Here is an 18,792-nt window from a genome sequence, read left to right as displayed (position 1 = left end):
CCTGACCAGGTCCTGGGGCGACCGGCACGGGCCTCCGCCGACCGTCGGTGAGACGGTCGGCGGAGGCCCGTGGGGTCCGCCGGGGTGTGTTCCTCCGTCGCGCGGTCCGGCTACTTGCCCCGGATGCCCGCCGTGTACGCGGCGATGCGCGCCCGGTCCCCCTCGATGCGGTCCAGGATGGCCTCCGCCGTCTCCCGACGCCGTGTCCCCAGCTCCCGGTAGACGAGCCAGAGACCGGTACGGGCGGCTTCCCGGCAGCGGTCGCCGAGATCGGTGTTGCCCAGGGCGAGCTCGTCCTCGTCCGGCTCGCCCATGACGATCTGCTGGAGGAGCTCCAGAACGAGGTCGCGGGCGTCCGCGGACAGTTCGTCGAGCAGTCCCGCGAGGAGGACGGAGACCGTGGGGAGGGCGGCGCTGTGCAGTTGGCCCTGCACCACGACGACGTTCTCCAGGTCCCAGTAGGCCACCATGGCCTCGTCCTCGTCCGAGGCCGCCAACAGGCGGCGCAGTGCGTCGGGCACACCGCCGGACCTGTCGCCCATCGTCCGGAAGTCCTCCCAGACCGTACGGGCGATCTCCACCTCGGCCAGGTTCTTGCTCACCGGTCGACCATCCTGTTCTCGTTGATCACTTCGACCAGTCCCCGCCCTCGTCGTAGGTGGCGTCCGGCGGGAACTGACTGCGTTTGTAGCGGCCCTGGCACCTCACGCAGATGGGAATCTCCACCCACTTCTTGGCACGCCAGCCGAACGCCTTGGTGAAGACGACGCCGGCCGGGCCCCTGCCCACCTGTCTCTCCACGTCCTGTTCCGCGCAACCGGAGGGGTTGGACGAACAGCCGATGAACACGCGGCCGGGGTCGCTCGGATCGAAACCAGCAGTGTAAGCGGAGTGCTTGCCCTTGTCCTCGTGGCCCTGCAGGTCACGGGCGTAGCGGGCCGCGGAGGCGGGGTCCTCCTGACCCTCGCTCCACTCCGCGCCCTGCTGTTGGGCTGCCTCCCCGGCCTGCTCCTTTCCTTCGGACTTGGCTTCCCGGGCCGCCTTGCGCACCGTCTTCTGCGCGGGCTTCTTCGCCTGGGAGGGCTTCACCCTGGGCCTGGGCTGGCTCCGGGGCCGCGGCTTCGGCTTGGGCCGCGCCGCCGCCCTGCGGGCCGCCGCTCTCTTCGCCGCCTCGCGCTTGGCCGCGGCGCGCTGGGACCTGATCTTGGCCTGTGCCGCCGACCGGCGCTGAGCCGCTCGCTTCTCCGCGGCCCGTTTCTGCGCCGCCTTCTTGGCCGCCGCACGCTGTGCCGCGGCGCGCTTCTTCGCGGCTTCCCGCTCGGCCTTCGCCTTGGCGCGCTTGCGGGCCTCCTGCTCCGCCCGCTTCTTCGCCGCGGCCCTCTTCGCCGCCTGCTCGCGCAGCTTCTTGCGGAGCGCCTCCTGCGCCAGTCGTCGCTGGGCGGCCTTGCGCGCGGCGATCTGAGCCGCGCGGAGCCCGATCACGATCACGATGGGCCAGAAGAGCCCGCTCGCGTCGGAGAAGGTCGCCGGGGCGTTGTTGCTGTAGGCGTACGGGTTGATGGTGGCGGGCTCGCCGTAGTCGACCAGCGGGTCGATGGCGAGGAACCGCCCGGTCACGGGGTCGTAGTCGCGGGCCCCCAGCCTGGTGAGGCCGGTGTCCTGGTCGACCGTGCCGCCCACGAAGCCGCGCGAACCCGGCCAGGTCGACGGCTGAGCGCCCCGGTGTTCCCCGAACGGCATCAGCTTGCGCCGGACGACGCCCATGTCGGCGCCGGCCATGTCCACCGTGGTGGTCGAGGAACCGTGGTGGTCGGCCAGCACGAGCTGTCGGCCGCCGCCCGTGGAACGCACCGTCGTGGAACCGTCGGGGTGCGGGTAGAAGCGCTCGGCCGTCTTGGTCGTACCGTCGGCGCTGACCTTCAGCTCCGCCTCGCCGAGGTAGAGCGTCCTGCTGCCGTCGGGCGCCGTGCGGATGAGCCGCCCGCCGTCCGCCCCGTAGAGGTACGACGTCTTCTTGACGCCGCCCTCGGCCGGTTCGGACACCGAGGCGAGGTCCCCCTCGATGTTCCATTCCAGGGTCTGGGTGACGCCGTTGTGCCGGCGGGTCGTGGTGTTGCCCGCCTCGTCGTAGGCGAAGGTGTCGATCCGTTCGCCGCCGGGCCCGGTCGCCCGGACCTCGGCGAGCGCGTTGGGCCCCCCGACCCCGGCCTTGCCGTAGGTGTACGTCCGGGTGACGTCCTTGGCGGTGTCACCGGAGGTGTCCTTGTCGACGAGTTGCTTGCGGTTGCCCGCCTCGTCGAAGGCGTACGTCTGCCAGTAGGGGTCCGGTCCGCCGACGGTGTCCTTGGACGCGGCAGCCCGGCAGTCGTCCGTCGCCGTCCAGGCCGACGTCATCTGCCGCAGCTGGTTGTAGACGAAGCACTGGGTGTCCGTCTTGCCGCTGTCCGGCGCCGCGGCGCCCGGCGTGTCCTTGATCCGGGTGACGTTTCCGGCATCGTCGTACGCGTACTGCGTGGCGCCGATGTGGCCCGGGTTCACGGACCGGTCGAAACCGGCATCGGTGAGGCGGCGGGTGAACTCGTCGTAGAGGTAGCTCCCGTACACCTTCCGGTCGGCGACCCCCGCGTCCGTGCGCAGGATCTCGCCGAACGCCGAGTACTTGACGTCGTTGAGGTACGACGCCGTCCCCCCGATCGAGATGGGGAGTCCGTCCGAGTTGTACCGGAAGACGATGGTCTCGTTGACGAGACCGCCCACGCCCGGCGGCTGGACGAAGGCCAGGTTGCCCGTGGGCGTGTAGCCGTACTTGTACGTGTAGGAGCCGCCCAGACCGGTCTCCTCCGCCGGGATGACGGTCCTGGTCTCCTTGACGCGGTACGCCTTGTCGTAGGCCGTGACCTCCTCGCGGTACTCGCGGCCGTTCTCGTAGCGGATCGCGGCCGTGGGCAGGCCCTTGCCGAGCGTGTCGTAGGTCCACTCGATCCGCTTGGGGCCCGTCTCACTGCCCACGCGCAGGGACGTCGGGCGGCCGACGGCGTCACGGGTGGTGACCAGCGTGTTGCCCCGCGGGTCGGTCGTCGAGACGACGTTGTCCGCGTCGTCGTAGGCGAGGACCGTCTTGCCGCCGTCGGGGTCGGTCAGGGAGACCTGCCGTCCGCGCCCGTCGTACTCGAAGCGGGTCACCCCGCCACCGGGCGCGGTGACCTTCACGACGTTGTCGAAGTCGTCGTACTCGTAGACGGTGTCGCGCCAGGCCGTGCGGGCGGTGTCGGTGTACTCCCTGATCCGCTCGGTGCGGCCCTCCGCGTCGGTGAAGGTCGCGGTGACGGTGTCGCCCTTGGGCGGAACGGCGGTGGAGACGTCGCCGTCGCGTTCGGTGCTGGTGCGGAACTTCTCGTTGCCGCGGTGGTAGGAGACCTCCGCGACGGGGTCGCCCATGCCGTCGAACGTGGTGCGGTTCTGCGAAGGGACCTCGTTGTCCCCCACCTCCAGCAGCTTCGGTTCCGGCTCGGCGGAGTGGAAGTAGCCGTCGTTGGACTTCCACTCGCGGCCGGCCGAGTCGTAGAACGTGTCGTTGACGATGCGGCCGGGGCCGTCCACCGCCTCGTCCTGGGTCTGCCGCTCACGCAGCAGACCGTCCATGATCTCGTAGGAGACGGCGTACTCGCCGTTGTCCTTGAGCGTCCGGTTGGTGACGACCGTGGGGCCGTCGCGCCGGACGGTGTAGTCGTAGCTCGCCGTCGGGGTCTGGGTGGCCGGATCCCGGTCGATCTCCCACACCTTCAGCAGCCGGCCCAGCGGGTCGTACTGCATGGTCGCCGACTTGTCGTTGGCGTCCGTCTCCTTGACCGGCAGGCCGCGGACGGGGTCGAACTCCGTGGTCTCCGTGTGGCCGAGCGGGTCGGTCGTGACGGTCTTGACGGGACGGGCGTGGGTGAGCGGCGTGTTGACGACCGTGGTCCTGCGGTTCTCCGCGTCCCAGGTCTCCGTCTCACGGCCGTGGATGTCGTACGCGGTCCGGTCGACGGTTATGTAGCCGTCACCCTTCGCGTTCAGCTCCTGCACCTCGGTGGGAAGTCCCTTCACCGGGGCCGCGCCGAAGGGGAGGTTGTCGTAGAGCGTCCGGGAGTCCTCGACGACCTTGCCGCCGGTCGTGCCGCAGGCGCCCAGGGTGGTCAGCTCGCGGGACACGGGCTCCAGCAGGTGGAGTCCGGTGTTGCGGGCGTAGGAGGTGACCGTGCACCTGCGCTTGCCGCCGGCTGTGGTCTCGTCCACCTCGGTCGGCAGCCCGTAGGCGTCGTACTCGGTGGTCTCGGTGGAGGTGCGCCAGGTCTCGCCCTTGACCCGCGTACGGGTCGAGACGGTCCGGGGGCGCGCCATCCAGGCTTCCAGCGCGGTGGTGCCCGGCCTGGCCCGACTGGCCGTCCGGACGGCCCAGGCGGTGGTCAGGACCGACGAGTCGACGGGCCCGCCGTCGGACGCGTACTCGATGTGCTCACGCGGCTGGCCCTGGAGGTGCCCCAGGTCGGGGGCGCTGCCGCCGCGGGAGTCCTCGACCGCCGCGGTGCGGGTGCCGGTCGGCAGCTTGTCACCGTGCATGCCGCGGAAGTAGCGGTCCTCGGTGAGCTGCTTGACGTCCGTGCCGGACCCCAGGCGGGTGCGCACCCGCTCGTAACCGCGGTACTGCGACCACGTGCGCTGCTTGTTCTCGGTGAACTCCCCGTCGTCGTAGGCCCAGGCAGGAGAGCCGAGGTACTCGTACGAGGTGACCTTGTCGGGTGCGTCGGTCACCAGGTCGTCCTCGCGGACCTCGGTGACGACGTACTTGTGGAACCAGTCCTCCACCGGCTTCAGGGCGCCCTTGGGCATCCAGTACTGCGGGTAGCAGCGCAGCGTGTTGGTCTCGGGGGAGGCGGGCATCTTCCGCGGTTCCAGCGCCTTGCACTCGCGGGGCGAGTAGGTGACGCCGATGCGTCCGCCGGTCTCGGTGTCGATGGCGTGGATCCGCAGCCGGGAGTAGGGCGGCAGCCCCTCGATCCCGTCGACGCGGTTGTCCATCTGGGTTCCGGCGAACGTCACCTTCGGCATGGCGGCACTGGAGCCGGCGCCGTGGCCGGTGCGGGTGATGGACTCCAGCCACAGGGCTGGGGACGAACCGTCGCCGGTGGGCGGGAACTTCTGTTCCAGCTCCCAGGAGTCCACGTCGGTGAGGGCCGAGCCGGACAGCACCTTCGTGCTGATCCTGACGAGGCGCTTGGTCGACCAGAACGTCGGCGAGTACTTGTCCGTGCACTTCGCCCCGGAGGCGCATTCCTGGTCGAGGGGGGTGTCGGGCCAGTACTTGGCGTTGGCGGCCGTCCGCTTGCTCACCGCGCAGTCGAAGCCCGAGGAGGGTATGCAGCGTTCCGTCGTGGTGAAGTCGACCCGTCCGGCCGGGAGCCGCCCGAACAGGTCGCTCGCGCGCTGCCCGTAGTCGATCCGGGACAGATGGGCGGCGCGGGTGTAGGAGATCTGCTGGTCGGCCTTCATGTGCTGGCCGTAGTGGTTTTCCTCCTTGTTCCACCACAGGGTCATGGCGTCACCCAGGGGGTCGGTGACGTAGTCCAGGTTCCAGCGGTACGCCTGCGCGCAGTCGGAAGCCGCGAAGGTGGAGGCGTGGCAGGGCTCATCGGGGTGGTTGCCGAACACCGGCACGGTCAGCGCGGAGTTGGTGCGCTGGGTGGTCGCGCCGGGCAGCTTGTTCAGGCCGAAGTGGTACCGCACCCCGTCGGTGCCGGTGAGAATCCAGTACTCACCGTCCTTGGCGCCGTTGTCCGCACCGGTCTTGCGCTCCAGCCTGCTGCCGTCGTCGTCGGCCGGACGCCACTCCTCCTTGCCGTTCTCCGCAGCGTCGTTCTTGACGAGTTCGGTGGAGGAGCCGCCGAGCGACATCACGACGTGGTCGGAACCCCAGCACAGGTCCGCGGTCTCGCCGCTGTTGTTCGGGACCTTGCCGTCGACCTTGCCCTTGTCGTCGGCGCAGGACCTGAAGCGCCGCTCGATGAAACCGGGCTCGTAGTCCCAGCCCTCGGCGATCCAGGAGGACTGGCTGTTGGTGGAGGCCGTACGGCCGTCGACGCTCTGCGAGGAGTACGACAGCTCGATCTCGGGCTGTGGACCGCCCGGGACTTCCGGGGCCTCCACCGGGTAGGACCAGGCGAAGCCGCCGGAGGAGCTGCCCGCCATCCAGGAACCGGTCGGAGACAGCGACGTGGCCTCGTGGCTGCCACCGGGGCCCGAGGCGGCGGCGGAGGCCGCCAGCACCATGGGCGCCGCGGTGCGAGCGGTCTTCACCCGCGGGAGGTCGACCGTGGCGCTGACGGTCCGCTCGGCCGCGTCGTTGGAGCCGCCCAGTTCGGTCCGGGTACGGCACTCGGCTTTCTCCGGCGTGGTCAGCGCACAGGCGGGAAGCCGTACGAGCCGGAGGCGTGAGCCCCAGTCGCCGCCGTACGCGTCCTTGATCGCCGTGTAATCCAGTTCGACCTCGACCGCTCCCGACGCCGCGGAGGCCGTCGCGGTCTTCGCCGGGGCGGCGGTGAACAGGAGTCCCTCGACGCCCGCCTTGCGGGCGGTGGTACGGTCCTTGATCTCGATCTCGGCGGCCATGCCCACCGGCGCCGGTGCTTCCGTCACAGCGGCGGTGGTGCGGGACCCGGCCGCTTGCCTCGGGGAGACCTGCCGCAGTCTCACGGGCGGTTCGCCGAGGGCCGGGGCGTCCGACCCGAGCGTGTTCCCGGGCGCGGCGCGAAGCGAGTCGCGGGCGGCCGGCGAGTCGGCCGCACCGTTCCCGGGCGCCACCTGGACGGTGAAGTCGCCCACGGGCAGCTTGCCGGCGGAGGGCGTCCACTCCTCGGCGGCGTCGTTCTCGACGGGCGGCCGCTCGGCGGTGAAGTCACGCCCCGGCACGGAGCGTTCCCGCTCCAGCTCGGCCAGCCGGGCTTTGCCCGTGCCCGCCGCGGCCGGGTCGTTGGGGACGAACGTGACCAGCATCACCAGGGCGGTCACCAGAGACACGGATCTGTGCCAGTGCCCCAGATAGCGCAAATGTTGCAGTAGTTCCTGCACCGATCTTCCTTACCTTGCGTCACAGTTCACACGAACGGGGTGACATTAGGTGGATGGTCAAGTTGACGGCAAGTCAAGAGCCCGCCACGAGAAGGAACGTTGCTGGTCAACGTTGCGCAAAGGTTGAGACACCCCGGCGTGTACTGTTCGCCCGACATTGCAGTTGATCAGGGAGTCCTGGGGGGCTTTACTCATGCCACACATATCCACGGTGAGAAAGAGACCGGCGCGCCGTGCCGCCCGAACAGTGCTCGCGACGTTGGTCGCGGGCAGTTCGCTGGGGCTGGCCCAGATCGGCCCCGCCACCGCCTCCGCTGCGGAGGAGGCCGGCCGACGAGCCGCTCACTCACCCCTGACCGCCGAGGAGAAGGCCTTCGCGGAAGCGAGGCTGACGGGAGAGCCGGTCGAGCTGACGGCCGAGCGCTCCAGCACCAGCGAAACGCACGCCCTGCCCAACGGAAACGTGCGCCGCACCCAGCACACCGTTCCGGTCCGGGTCAAGCGCGAGGGCGTCTGGACGCCGATCGACACCACGCTGGCCCGGGTCGCCGGGCGTATCGCGCCGAAGGCGGCCGCGGGGAAGGTGACCTTCTCCCCGGGCGGCGACGCCCCCCTGGTCACCCTGACCGACCAGGGACGCGAACTCTCCCTGAGCTGGCCGAAGCCGCTGCCGGCCCCCGTGCTCGACGGGTCCACCGCGACCTACCCGGAGGTCCTGCCGGGCGTCGACCTCGCCGTCGCCGCCAGCGTCGACGGCTTCAGCCAGGCCCTCATCGTCAAGACCGCCGAGGCCGCGGACAACCCGGAGCTGGCCCAGCTCGATTTCGGGCTGAAGACGGACGGCCTCACCATGAAGCAGGATGCCGAAGCGGGCTCCCTCACCGCGGTGAACCCCGCCGGCCAGACGGTGTTCGCCACCTCCACCGCCCGGATGTGGGACTCTTCCGGAGAGCAGGCCGCGCCCGCTCCCCGGACGACGGCCAGGAGCACGGCGAACGCCACCCCTCAGGCCGAGACGCCGAGCGACCTGACACCCGGCGCCAACAGCAGCACCGTGGACGTGGAGGTCTCCCCGGAGCGGCTGACCCTGAAGCCCGACCAGGCCCTGCTCGCCTCGCCGGACACCACGTTCCCCGTCTACATCGACCCCCGCGTCACCGGCACACGCCAGGCATGGACCATCGCCTACAAGCCGCACCCCGACGACAGCTACTGGAACGGCACCGGCTGGAGCGGCGGAACCACCGGCGAGGCGCGAGTCGGTTACGAATCCTCGACCAAGGGCACGGCCCGCTCGTACTTCCGGGTCGATTCCAAGTTCCTGGCCGGCGTGAAGGTCGTTGACGCGCAGTTCCAGATCACCCAGACCCACTCCTGGTCCTGCACCCCCAAGCCGGTCGAGCTGTACCTGACCGGCGGCATCAGCTCCGCCACCACCTGGAACAAGCAGCCGGCCCAGTCCACCCGCCAGGACCGGCGCGACTACGCCCACGGCAACGAAAGCGTCGGGTGCGCCGACAAGGCCGTGGACTTCACGGCCAAGGACGCGGCGGTCAAGGCCGCCGCGGGCAAGTGGACGAACATCACCTTCGGGCTGCGCGCACCCCAGAGCGCGGAGGACGCCAAGGACCCGTACAGCTGGAAGAAGTTCAAGCCGGACGCCAAGCTGATCGTCGAGTTCAACCGCCCGCCCAAGGCGGCCTGGGCGCTGGACACCTCGCCCAGCACCAAGGTCGGTGCGAACGAATGCGGCAACGGCAGCACGTACGTGACCCTCGGCAACACCGACGTCACCCTGACCGCCCAGGTCTGGGACCCGGACGGCGGCGACGTCAACGTGCAGTTCCACCTGTGGGCCACCGGCAAGCACGATGTGGCTCCGGGGATCATCTTCGACAAGAAGGTCCGCAAGACCGTTCTGGCGAAGGACCCCGCGGGGGTCCAGGCCAGGATCACGGTCCCCAAGGACCTGTTGAACCTGCACAAGGGCGCGAGCAACGGCCAGTTCTCCTGGAAGGTCCAGGTGGAGGACGTCGCCGACGCCGCTTTCGCCTCCGACTGGACGCCCACCCAGGGGGCCAGCGGCTGCCGCTTCGGGTTCGACCCCACCGCCCCCGCCGCTCTGCCGACCGTGACCTCCGTCAACGGACTGTTCCCGGAGGGCGCCGAGGGCGCTCTCGCGCGTACCGAGGGCGAGTTCATCCTCGGAGCGGGCGGTGAGAAGGACATCGCGGAGTACCGGTGGGCCCTGGACCGCACGCCCCCGAACAACTCCGTGAAGCCCGCGACCGCCGGTGGAAGCGTGTCGGTCAAGGTGACTCCGCTGACCCCCGGTCCGCACACGTTGTACGTCCAGGCGTTCGACGCGGGCAAGAACGCGGGCCCGGTCCTTCCCTACAAGTTCTACGCGAAGAGCCCGGGAATCGTGGACAAGCCCGGCGACGTGAACGGCGACGGCCTGCCCGACATGTTCGCCGTCGACGGCGGGGGCAAGCTGAGGCTGTACTCCGGCACCGGCAAGGGACAGCTCGCCCCCCTGGTGGCGCAGAACACCGCGGGCGACTGGAGCGCCGCGCTGCTCACCCACCGGGGGGACTGGACCGAGGACTACTACGAGGACCTGGTCACCCGGCTGCCCGACGGCAAGCTCTGGCTCTACCCCAACGACGGACTGGGCGAGTTCACCGACGACACCCGGCAGGAGGTCTACTTCTTCGCGGACCCGGAGACCGACGTGTCCCTCGACCCCCGCACCATCAAGCAGATCGTGTCGATCGGGGACGTCTCGTCCGGCGAGGAGTCCTCGAACCCCGACTTCGTCGCGGTCATCGGCGACCAGCTCTGGTTCCTGCCGGGCTACACCGCCGGCACGATGCAGCCGGGCTACCCGATCGGGTCCGCCGGCTGGAGCACCAGGCAGTTGGCCTCCCCGGGCGACGTCGACGGCGACGGCTTCGTCGACCTGGTCGTCCGTGACACCGCCAATGGCGCGGTGTGGCTGTACCACGGGCAGAGCAACGGCGACGCCGACGGCGACGGCGTTCCGGACGGCGGCACCGACCCGGCGTCCCTGGCCTCCGACGCCGGCCGCACCGCGTACGCCACCGGCTGGACCCTGGCGGCCAGACCGCTGGTGACGGCTTCCGGCGACTCCGACGGCGACGGCGTGCCCGACCTGTGGACCACCACCGCCAACACCACGGCGGGTCTGGAGTTCATCCCGGGCCGCAGGACCGGCCTCGTCGGTGCGCCCATCGTTGCCGGTACCGGCGGATGGCAGCCCATGAAGGCCCTTTCGTAGGACGCGTTCACCGGGGCGCCGCTCCTCGGGAGGCCCGGTCCGCTGCCCACGCTGTGGGGCGGGCCGGGCCTCGCGCGCTGCCGGGCGGCGGGGCGACCGGTACGGGGTGCCGCGCGGGCGGCGGGGGGACGGGCCGACCGGTACGGGGGCCCCTGACCACCCAAGATCATCGCCGTGCAGAATGACCCGTATGTCGATAACGAACACTCCGCGGGCGGCCACGCTCGACGACGCCCCGGAGATCAGCCGCACCCTGGCCCGCGCCTTCGCCGACGATCCGATGATGGACTGGTTCTTCCCCGGCGGGGCCTCGCGCGAGCCCGATCTGGTCCGCTACTTCACCACGATCTTCACCCGGCAGTACGGCCGCCACGGGCTGTGCGAGCGCACCGCCTCGGCGGCCGCGTTCTGGGTGACGCCGGAGGGGCAGGAGAAGGCGGTCCCGGACGCGGAGACGATCGCCGAGCTGGAGGAGATCCTGGGCGACCGGGCGCCGCTGTTCCGGGAGGCCGTCCAGGCCGCCGCCGAGCACGGGCCGAAGGAGCCGCACTGGTACCTGGCGGTCGTCGGCGCGGACCCGGCCGCCCGGGGCCAGGGGCACGGGGCGGCGCTGCTGCGGTCCGGACTGGCCCAGGCCGACGCGGCGGGGCTGCCGGTCTACCTGGAGTCCTCCAAGCCGGACAACCTCCCCTTCTACGAGCACTTCGGCTTCACGGTGCTGGGCGAGGCGGCCCTCCCGGGCGGCGGCCCGGTGCTGTGGGTCATGCGGCGCGAACCGGTGTCCGCCGGGCGGTAGTCGTACGGCGGCGGGAGGGGGCCGGGGCTCGCCTCGGCGCCCGAGGCCCGTCCCCGGCCGATGGAGCGGGGGACCGGCGCTGCCGCACCCCCGCGCTCGCCCCCGACCGTCCGCGCCCGCCCATGCCTCGAGCGGGGCGCGGGCGGGCGCGGGCGTACGAGCGTCAGAGGCACTTCCCGCTCAGCCAGGACTTCAATTCCCTGGGCCAGGTGGTGACCATCGCCTGCGCGGAGACGGGCGTGGCGAACTGGTCCAGCTTCTCCTGCCAGGTGGGGTGGTGCAGGGAGGCGGACGGGGCCGGTTCCTCCCAGCCGTACTCCGCCGAGTCCACCCAGCGGGGGTGGTTCTTGAGGGCGGCGCCGAGACCGGCCGCCTCCATGCGCTTGGTGAGTTCGGCCTTCAGGGCGCTGTTCTCGGCACCCGTGTAGATCATGATCTTCTGCTTGGTGGCGCGCTCGGCGATGGGGGCGACGACCTCGTTCCAGGCGGTCTCGCGGATGGACGCGTCGGGGTTGAGCAGAGACTGTCCGGCCTCGCCCTTGAGCTCCACGAACGCCGCCATGTTCTGGCTCCGGGCGCTCTCCAGCCATTCGCGGAAGGTGTACACGGTCTCGCCCTCGTACGGACCGCGGATGATCGTGCGGCCCTTGAGCTGATCGGCGCCGGTGGCCCACCAGATGTCCGTGACATCGGCCTTGGGGCCCGTGAGACCCCAGGTGGACCTGTTGTGCCACATCACGCCCTTGGTGCCGTTCCTGGTGAGCTGGAGGTCGGCTTCCACCCCGCCCGCCCCCCAGCTCTTGTACTGCGCCAGCCCCTTCGGGTGGTTCGGCTGGCGGACCTGGTCGCGTTCGTAGGCGTTGTCCCCGGTCGGGTACCCGCCGTGCCCGTACACCACCGGGCAGACGGGCAGGGGCGGGGGACTGCTGTAACGCTCGAACAGGTGGGTTCGGTCGAGGTTCCAGCCCGAGGGCTCCGACCAGCTGTGCAGGGCGTCGCCGAGGGCGCCGTCGGGCGTGGCGACGAAGGTGAAGGCCTTTGCCCGTGTGTCGCTGTAGCCGTAGAAGGCGGCGAGGTCGTCGCGCCCGTCACCGTTGTAGTCGCCGGTCACGAGGCGCATCCGGGACCGCTCGTACCAGCCCGGTACGGCGTTCAGCAGTTCGCGCCGGTTGCCGAACCTGCCCTCGGCGTCGAGATCGAAGCCGATGAGGGCGTCGTGCCCGTCGGCGTAGTCGTACCAGGCGGCGAACTCGTCGCGGCCGTCGCCGTTGAAGTCGCCGGCGTGCACGCTGACCCGCCCGAAGTGCCAGCCGGTGGACTCCCAGCCGCGTACGGGCTCGCCGAACCCGCCGTCGGCCTTCGAGGCGAACGTCATCAGCCTCACGGTGCCGGCGGCGTAGCTGTCGAGGACCCCGATGTCGTCGCGGCCGTCGCCGTCGAAATCGCCGGTGGCGAACTTCATGCGGTCGACCTCCCAGCCGTCGGCGGCGGCGCGCGCGAAGGACGGGAAGGGAGCGCCGAAACCGCCCTTGGCATCGGCGAGGAACGTGAAGAGCTTGTCGTCGCCGTTGCGGTAGTCGTACCAGGCGGCGATGTCGTCGCGGCCGTCGCCGTTGAAGTCGCCGGCCTCCGCGGTGATCGCGTCGAAGGTCCAGTTGTCCGGCGCCACGGCCCAGGAGGCGAAGTGCGGGGCGAAGGCGCCGTCGCCCGTGCCGAGCCAGGTGAGGAGGGAGACCCGCCCGTCGTCGTAACCGTAGAAGGCGGCGACATCCCCCGTGCCGTCGCCGTTGAAGTCACCGGTGACGCGCTTCATGTGCTCGGCCCAGAAGTTGCCCTTCGGCGACTCCCAGGCCCGGTTGGGCGCGGCGAAGCCCCCGTCCGGGCCGGCCAGGAAGGCGCGCATGCCGTCGTGGCCCTCGCTGTAGTCGTACCAGGCGACCATGTCGCTGCGGCCGTCGCCGTCGTAGTCGTGGCGAGCACCCTTCCCGGCCGTCCGCACGGTGGCCGTGGGCGTCCCGCCGGCGGGCCGGGCGGTCGTCCGCGTCCCGCCGGGGGCCCGGCCGGCCGGCCGTGTCCCGCTGCCGGCCTCCGCGCCGGCGGAGCCGACGTACGGGAACCCGGCCGGATCATCGGTGGCCGCGACAGCCGCCGATCCCGGAACCCCCCGCCCGCCCGCGACGGCGCTCGCGCTGCCGGTGCCCGCCTGCACCCCGAGCAAGGCGCACACGACAGCGGCGCCTATGACCCCGACACGTCTCTTCATTCGGTTGCCCGCCCCTCACGTTCCGTACCCACGTGTTCACTTGACCGGTACCGTCTTCGGCCGTCCGCTCCCCACTCCGGCGGAGCCGCGGACGATTAGATCACCGGGGCGTCGGTGGGGACAGCCCGCGCCGGGGGCTCCGTGAAGCCGTCGCCGAGGGCCGGAGACCGCGGCCGCGCCGTCGAGGCCGGCCGCGACGCGGCCCCGTACTGGAGGAGTCACCCCTGCAACAGCGCGGGCCGGCGAAGTGGCGGGACCACCCACACCGCCATCGGTGACGCGACCAGCGGCTACGAGGACAAGACGTCGGCCGCCCCCGCCCACGTCTCCGGAGCCCACACCCCCGACCGCTTCAGCGACGCCGGACAGTGCCGGAAGACCTCGTCGATCTCCACGACCAGGGCGAGCACCGGGCGTCGGCCCTTCACCGCCATCGCGTCGAAGAACGGTCCGTCCGTGACGATGCGGGCGCGGCCGTTGACGCGCAGGACGTCCATCGCGCCCGGTACCAGGTAGAGCAGGCCCACCCGGGGGTTGGCCAGGATGTTGTGGAAGCTGTCCGCGCGGCGGTTCCCCGGGCGGTCGGGCAGGGCGATCGTGGACCGGTCCAGGACGTGGGTGAAGCCGGGGGCGCCGCCGCGCGGGGTGGCGTCGCAGTCGCCGTTCGCGTCGGAGGTGGCCATCGTGCAGAACGGGGAGCGGGCCAGCAGGTCCAGGTCGTCGTCGGTGAGCCGGTCGTGGACCTTGTCGATGACGATGGGGTGCGGGGTGCCCAGGAGTGCGCGCAGCTCTTCCGCCGAGCCGAGGGGCACGGTCCCTGCCAGCGGATCGGCCATGAGGGTGGTGGGGGTGGTGGAGTCGGCGGCGTACGGCAAGGGGGGTGCTCCGGAGCTTGTGGGGTGCGGCAGCGCACGGCTGGACAGACGCTGTTAGGGTGACCTTACTTCGGGTCTCCCGGCGGCCCCCGCCCCGGGGTGGCGCCGGTCGCACTCACCGTCCGGGGCGCCCCGGCCCGGCCGTGCGCTCCCTCCGGGGCGGACCGGTCGGCGACGGCAGCGCCTCCCGTGCCCGAGGGCCCCGGCGCGACGAACCAGCGTGAGGAACGAACAGTGCACCACCGCATGGCGCCCGCCCCGGCGGCCGGGCCGTGAGCGGCTCGGCCCTCCTGGTGAAGGGGAAGCCGTCCGGCGGCATGGAGACGCGGCGCAAGCGCAGCCGGTCCGTCCTCGCCCTCGGGCTGCTCGCCGCCCTCGCCGTCCTCCTCCTCGCCGTCGTCGCCAGCCTCGCCGTCGGCTCCGGCGATGTGCCCTTCCGCGACGTCGTCGACGGGGTGCTCGACCCGGACACGGCCGTCAAGGGGCAACTCATCGTCCAGGAGGTCCGCATCCCGCGCACCGTCGCCGGGCTCCTGGCGGGAGCCGCGCTCGGCCTCGCGGGCACGGTGATGCAGGGCGTCGCCCGCAACCCCCTGGCCGACCCCCAGCTCCTCGGCGTCAACGCGGGTGCGTCCGTCGCCGTCGTCTGCTCGATCACCCTGCTGGGGTTCACGGCCACGACCCAGTTCATCTGGTTCGGCTTCCTCGGCGCGCTGCTCGCCGCCCTCCTCGTGTACGGGGTCGGCTCGCTCGGCCGCGAGGGTGCTACACCGGTCAAGCTGGCCCTCGCCGGGGCCGCGACCGCCGCGGTCCTCACCTCGGTCACCAACGCCATCCTGCTCCAGGACCGGGGCGGCTACGACCGGTTCCGGTTCTGGCAGCTCGGCGCGCTGACCGCCCGCGGCCCCGAAGTGCTGTGGCAGGCATCGCCGTTCATCGCGGTCGGCACCGTGCTGGCGCTGGCGCTCGGACCGCAGCTCAACGCCCTCTCCCTCGGCGACGACCTCGCCCGCGGCCTCGGCCAGCGCGTCGGGGCCATCCGCGTGGTCGCCGCCCTCGCCGTGGTGCTCCTCTGCGGCGCGGCCACCGTCGTCGCCGGGCCCATCGGCTTCGTCGGGCTCGCCGTACCGCACGCCGCCCGCCTCATCACCGGACCCGACTACCGCTGGGTGCTTCCGTACAGCATGGTGCTCGCCCCGATCATGCTGCTCCTCGCGGACATCGTGGGCCGGGTCGTCGCCCGGCCCGGTGAGGTGCAGGTCGGCGTGGTCACGGCCGCCATCGGCTGCATCCCCTTCATCTGGCTCGTCCGGCGCAGGAAGCTGGTGGAACTGTGAGCCGGGCGCCCGCCGTGGCCGAGAACGCCACGCGCGCGGACGAGGAACGCCTCGCCGACGCCGTACGCCTGATCTCCGCCGTACGCTCCCGGGGGCTGCGGCGCTCCCTCCTCGTCGGGGCCGGGCTGCTGGCCGCCCTGGTCGTCGTGTTCGGCGTCTCGCTCGGCGTCGGAGACATGGTCATGCCGATCGGGAAGGTCGTGGAGACCCTGCTCGGGGGCGGCGACGGCGGATCGCGGTTCGTCGTGCTGGAACTGCGGCTGCCGCGTGCCCTCCTCGCGATCCTCGTCGGCGCGGCCTTCGGCCTCTCCGGAGCCGTCTTCCAGACCGTGCTGCGCAACCCCCTCGCCAGCCCCGACCTCATCGGCATCAGCGCCGGAGCCAGTGCGGTCGCCGTCACCGCCGCCCTGCTCTTCCAGGTCAGCGGCCTCGCGCTCTCCGCGAGCGCCCTCGCCGGTTCGCTGGCCGCCGGGGCGGGCATCTACCTGCTCGCCTGGCGGCAGGGGGTCGCCGGACAGCGCCTGGTCCTCGTCGGGATCGGCGTCGGCATGGGCCTGTCCAGCATCGTCTGGTACGTGATGGCCCGCTCCGAGGCCACCGACGCGCAGGAGGCGTTCCGCTGGCTCGCGGGCAGCCTCAACGGCCGCTCCTGGAGCCAGGTGTGGCCGCTGCTCACCGCCCTCGGCCTCCTCCTGCCGCTGACCGTCCTCGCCGCCCAGGCGCTGCGCCCCCTCCAGCTGGGGGACGACGCCGCCGCCGGGCTCGGCGCGAAGGCCGAGCGCGGCCGGCTCGCGCTGCTGGCCTGCGCGACCGCGCTCGCCGGGGTCGCGACCGCCGCCGCCGGACCCGTCGGGTTCGTGGCGTTCGTCGCCGCCCCGATCGCGCGGCGGCTGGTTCCGGGCCGCGGCGCGGCCCTGCCGCAGGCGGCCCTGACCGGGGCGCTGCTCGTCCTGGTCGCGGACCTCGCGGCCCAGCACGCCCTGCCCTCCGTACAGCTCCCGGTGGGCGTGGTCACCAGCCTCATCGGCGCCCCGTACCTGCTCCTGCTCCTGGCCCGCGCCAACCGCGTGGGCGGCGGGGGCTGAAGTGACGATGTATCGACAAGTCGATGACGAAAGGCATGGCCCTGCCGTGGCCGAACACACTCTGGAAGCCCGGGACGTCCGGCTCGGCTACGGCGACCGCGAGATCGTCGCCGGTCTGAGCGTGGCCGTGCCGCCCGGGAGGATCACCGTCATCGTGGGCCCCAACGCCTGCGGGAAGTCGACGCTGCTGCGCGCCATGGCCCGGCTGCTCGCCCCCACCGGCGGGGCGGTGCTCCTGGACGGCCGGTCCATCCAGGAGATGCCGACCAAGGAGGTCGCCTCCGTGCTCGGCATCCTCCCGCAGAGCCCCACCGCCCCCGAGGGGATCACCGTCTCCGACCTGGTCGGGCGCGGCCGTTACCCGCACCAGGGCTGGTTCCGCCGGTGGAGCGCCGAGGACGACGAGGCGGTGGCGCGGGCGCTGCTGTCGACGGACGTCCTCGAACTGGCCGACCGGCCGGTGGACGAGCTGTCGGGCGGCCAGCGCCAGCGGGTGTGGATCGCGATGGCGCTGGCCCAGCGCACCGACATCCTGCTGCTCGACGAGCCGACCACCTTCCTCGACGCCAGCCACCAGCTCGACGTCCTGGACCTGCTCACCGACCTCAACCACGAGCAGGGCGTCACCCTGGTCGCCGTGCTGCACGATCTCAACCTGGCCTGCCGGTACGCGGACCACATGGTCGCGATGAAGGCGGGGAGGGTCGTCGCGGAGGGCCGGCCGGTCGACATCGTCACGGAGGAACTGGTCGGCGAGGTCTTCGGGATGCGCTGCTCGGTCATCGAGGATCCGGCCTCCGCCACCCCGATGGTGGTGCCGCTGGGCCGCCACCACGTGAAGGGGCCGGCTGCCTGAGCCGCGTACGGGCGGGGGAGCCCTTCGGGCCACCCCCTGGCATCGTCTTCATTAGGTGAGGCTAACCTAAGAGGCATGAACGCTTCCGCTTCCCGTACCCGGCGGCACCGCCGCACCCCCGTCCTCGCCGTCGGCGCCGTGGCCGCCCTCCTCCTGGGCCTTACGGCCTGCGGCTCGTCGGACGACTCCACCGGCTCCGCGTCCGCCGCCTCGGACGGGGCCTCGGCGGGCGCCTTCCCCGCCAAGGTCGGCACGAAGTTCGGCGAGGTCACCGTCGACAAGCAGCCGAAGCGCATCGTCGCGCTCGGCTGGGGCGACGCCGAGACCGTGCTCGCGCTCGGCGGCCAGCCGGTCGGGGCCAGCGACTGGCTGCCGTTCGGCGGCGAGGGCGTCGGTCCGTGGGCCAAGGGCATGTACGACGAGAAGCCGGAGCTCATCGGCACGATGGAGCCGGAGTTCGAGAAGATCGCCGCCCTCCGGCCCGATCTGATCCTGGACACCAAGTCCAGTGGTGACCAGACGCGTTACGACACCCTGAAGAAGATCGCCCCGACCGTGGGCGTGCCGAAGGGCGGCGACCAGTACAAGATCTCGTGGGAGCGGCAGACCACGATGATCGCCGCCGCCATGGGCGTACCGGAGAAGGGCGAGGAGCTGATCGCGGAGACGGAGAAGAAGTTCGAGGCCGCGGCGAAGGCCCACCCCGAGTTCAAGGGCAGGACCATCACCGTCGGCTCGCGCACGTCCGAGGGCTTCGGCGCCTACGTCGGTGGCACCGGGCGCGTCGACTTCGTCGAGCGGCTCGGCTTCACGAACAACCCGAAGGCCGAGGCCCGGGCCGGCGAGGGGTTCTCCGTCTCCGTCTCCAAGGAGAACCTGGACCTGCTGGACGCCGACCTGACCGTGACGACCCCGATCGGCATCCCGGCCACGGACATCACCGGTGACCCGCTGTACCAGGCGGTCCCCTCGGTGAAGGCGGGCCATGCCATCGTCCTCGACGACAAGGGCATCTCGCAGGCGTTCGCGACGGACTCGATCCTCTCCGTCCCGTACGCGCTGGAGAAGGTCGTCCCGCTCTTCGCGGAGAAGGTCGCGAAGTAGCCCCCGGTACACACGGGCGCGGCGCCCCGCCCCCGGGGGAACCGGGTGCGGGGCGCCGAGTGCGTCGGTGC

10 protein-coding genes are annotated in these 18,792 nt (G+C 71.7%); 6 read left to right on the top strand and 4 right to left on the bottom strand.

Annotation, left to right across the window (positions count from 1 at the left end):
- Positions 1-110 precede the first annotated feature (110 nt).
- Together AMK24_RS27580 and AMK24_RS35245 are read right to left on the bottom strand one after the other, a co-directional pair.
- Positions 111-602, bottom strand: a complete 492-nt coding sequence (locus tag AMK24_RS27580) for a hypothetical protein (protein ID WP_073771600.1) — start codon at positions 600-602, stop codon at positions 111-113.
- A gap of 25 nt (positions 603-627) precedes the next feature.
- Positions 628-7,104: an RHS repeat domain-containing protein gene (locus tag AMK24_RS35245; protein ID WP_274535085.1), complete on the bottom strand. Its 6,477-nt coding sequence runs from the start codon at positions 7,102-7,104 to the stop codon at positions 628-630.
- Positions 7,105-7,315: 211 nt separating this feature from the next.
- On the opposite strand from AMK24_RS35245, the gene AMK24_RS27570 reads away from it, so the two are divergent.
- Complete coding sequence (locus tag AMK24_RS27570) at positions 7,316-10,405, top strand: DNRLRE domain-containing protein (RefSeq protein ID WP_242435264.1); 3,090 nt, start codon at positions 7,316-7,318, stop codon at positions 10,403-10,405.
- Positions 10,406-10,586: 181 nt separating this feature from the next.
- Positions 10,587-11,201: a GNAT family N-acetyltransferase gene (locus AMK24_RS27565; protein ID WP_073771598.1), complete on the top strand. Its 615-nt coding sequence runs from the start codon at positions 10,587-10,589 to the stop codon at positions 11,199-11,201.
- Positions 11,202-11,364: 163 nt separating this feature from the next.
- Here the strand turns inward: AMK24_RS27565 and AMK24_RS27560 are convergent, their stop codons facing one another.
- A complete protein-coding gene (locus tag AMK24_RS27560) occupies positions 11,365-13,464 on the bottom strand; it encodes an FG-GAP-like repeat-containing protein (RefSeq protein WP_079190656.1) in 2,100 nt (699 codons plus the stop codon).
- Between the two features lie 290 nt (positions 13,465-13,754).
- The gene (locus AMK24_RS27555; RefSeq protein WP_079190655.1) at positions 13,755-14,339 is read right to left on the bottom strand and encodes an MSMEG_1061 family FMN-dependent PPOX-type flavoprotein; all 585 of its coding nucleotides are present in this window, start codon (positions 14,337-14,339) and stop codon (positions 13,755-13,757) included.
- 272 nt (positions 14,340-14,611) lie between these two features.
- Between AMK24_RS27555 and AMK24_RS27550 the strand changes: the two genes are divergently transcribed.
- From AMK24_RS27550 to AMK24_RS27535, 4 genes are all read left to right on the top strand, one after another.
- Positions 14,612-15,676 (top strand): FecCD family ABC transporter permease, encoded by a 1,065-nt coding sequence (locus AMK24_RS27550; RefSeq protein WP_199876510.1) that lies wholly within the window; start codon positions 14,612-14,614, stop codon positions 15,674-15,676.
- Positions 15,673-16,761, top strand: coding sequence for a FecCD family ABC transporter permease (locus tag AMK24_RS27545; RefSeq protein WP_073771596.1), 1,089 nt, complete (start codon positions 15,673-15,675; stop codon positions 16,759-16,761). The genes AMK24_RS27550 and AMK24_RS27545 overlap by 4 nt, the downstream gene beginning before the upstream one ends.
- A 7-nt stretch (positions 16,762-16,768) precedes the next feature.
- Positions 16,769-17,617: an ABC transporter ATP-binding protein gene (locus AMK24_RS27540; protein ID WP_073771595.1), complete on the top strand. Its 849-nt coding sequence runs from the start codon at positions 16,769-16,771 to the stop codon at positions 17,615-17,617.
- A gap of 75 nt (positions 17,618-17,692) precedes the next feature.
- Positions 17,693-18,721, top strand: coding sequence for an iron-siderophore ABC transporter substrate-binding protein (locus AMK24_RS27535; protein WP_073771594.1), 1,029 nt, complete (start codon positions 17,693-17,695; stop codon positions 18,719-18,721).
- The last annotated feature ends 71 nt before the right edge of the window (positions 18,722-18,792 follow it).

This window comes from Streptomyces sp. CB02366 (assembly GCF_001905905.1).
Taxonomy (GTDB): Bacteria; Actinomycetota; Actinomycetes; order Streptomycetales; family Streptomycetaceae; genus Streptomyces.
The sequence above is the reverse complement of the archived record's forward strand: the minus strand, read 5'-3'. Positions and strand labels throughout refer to the sequence as shown.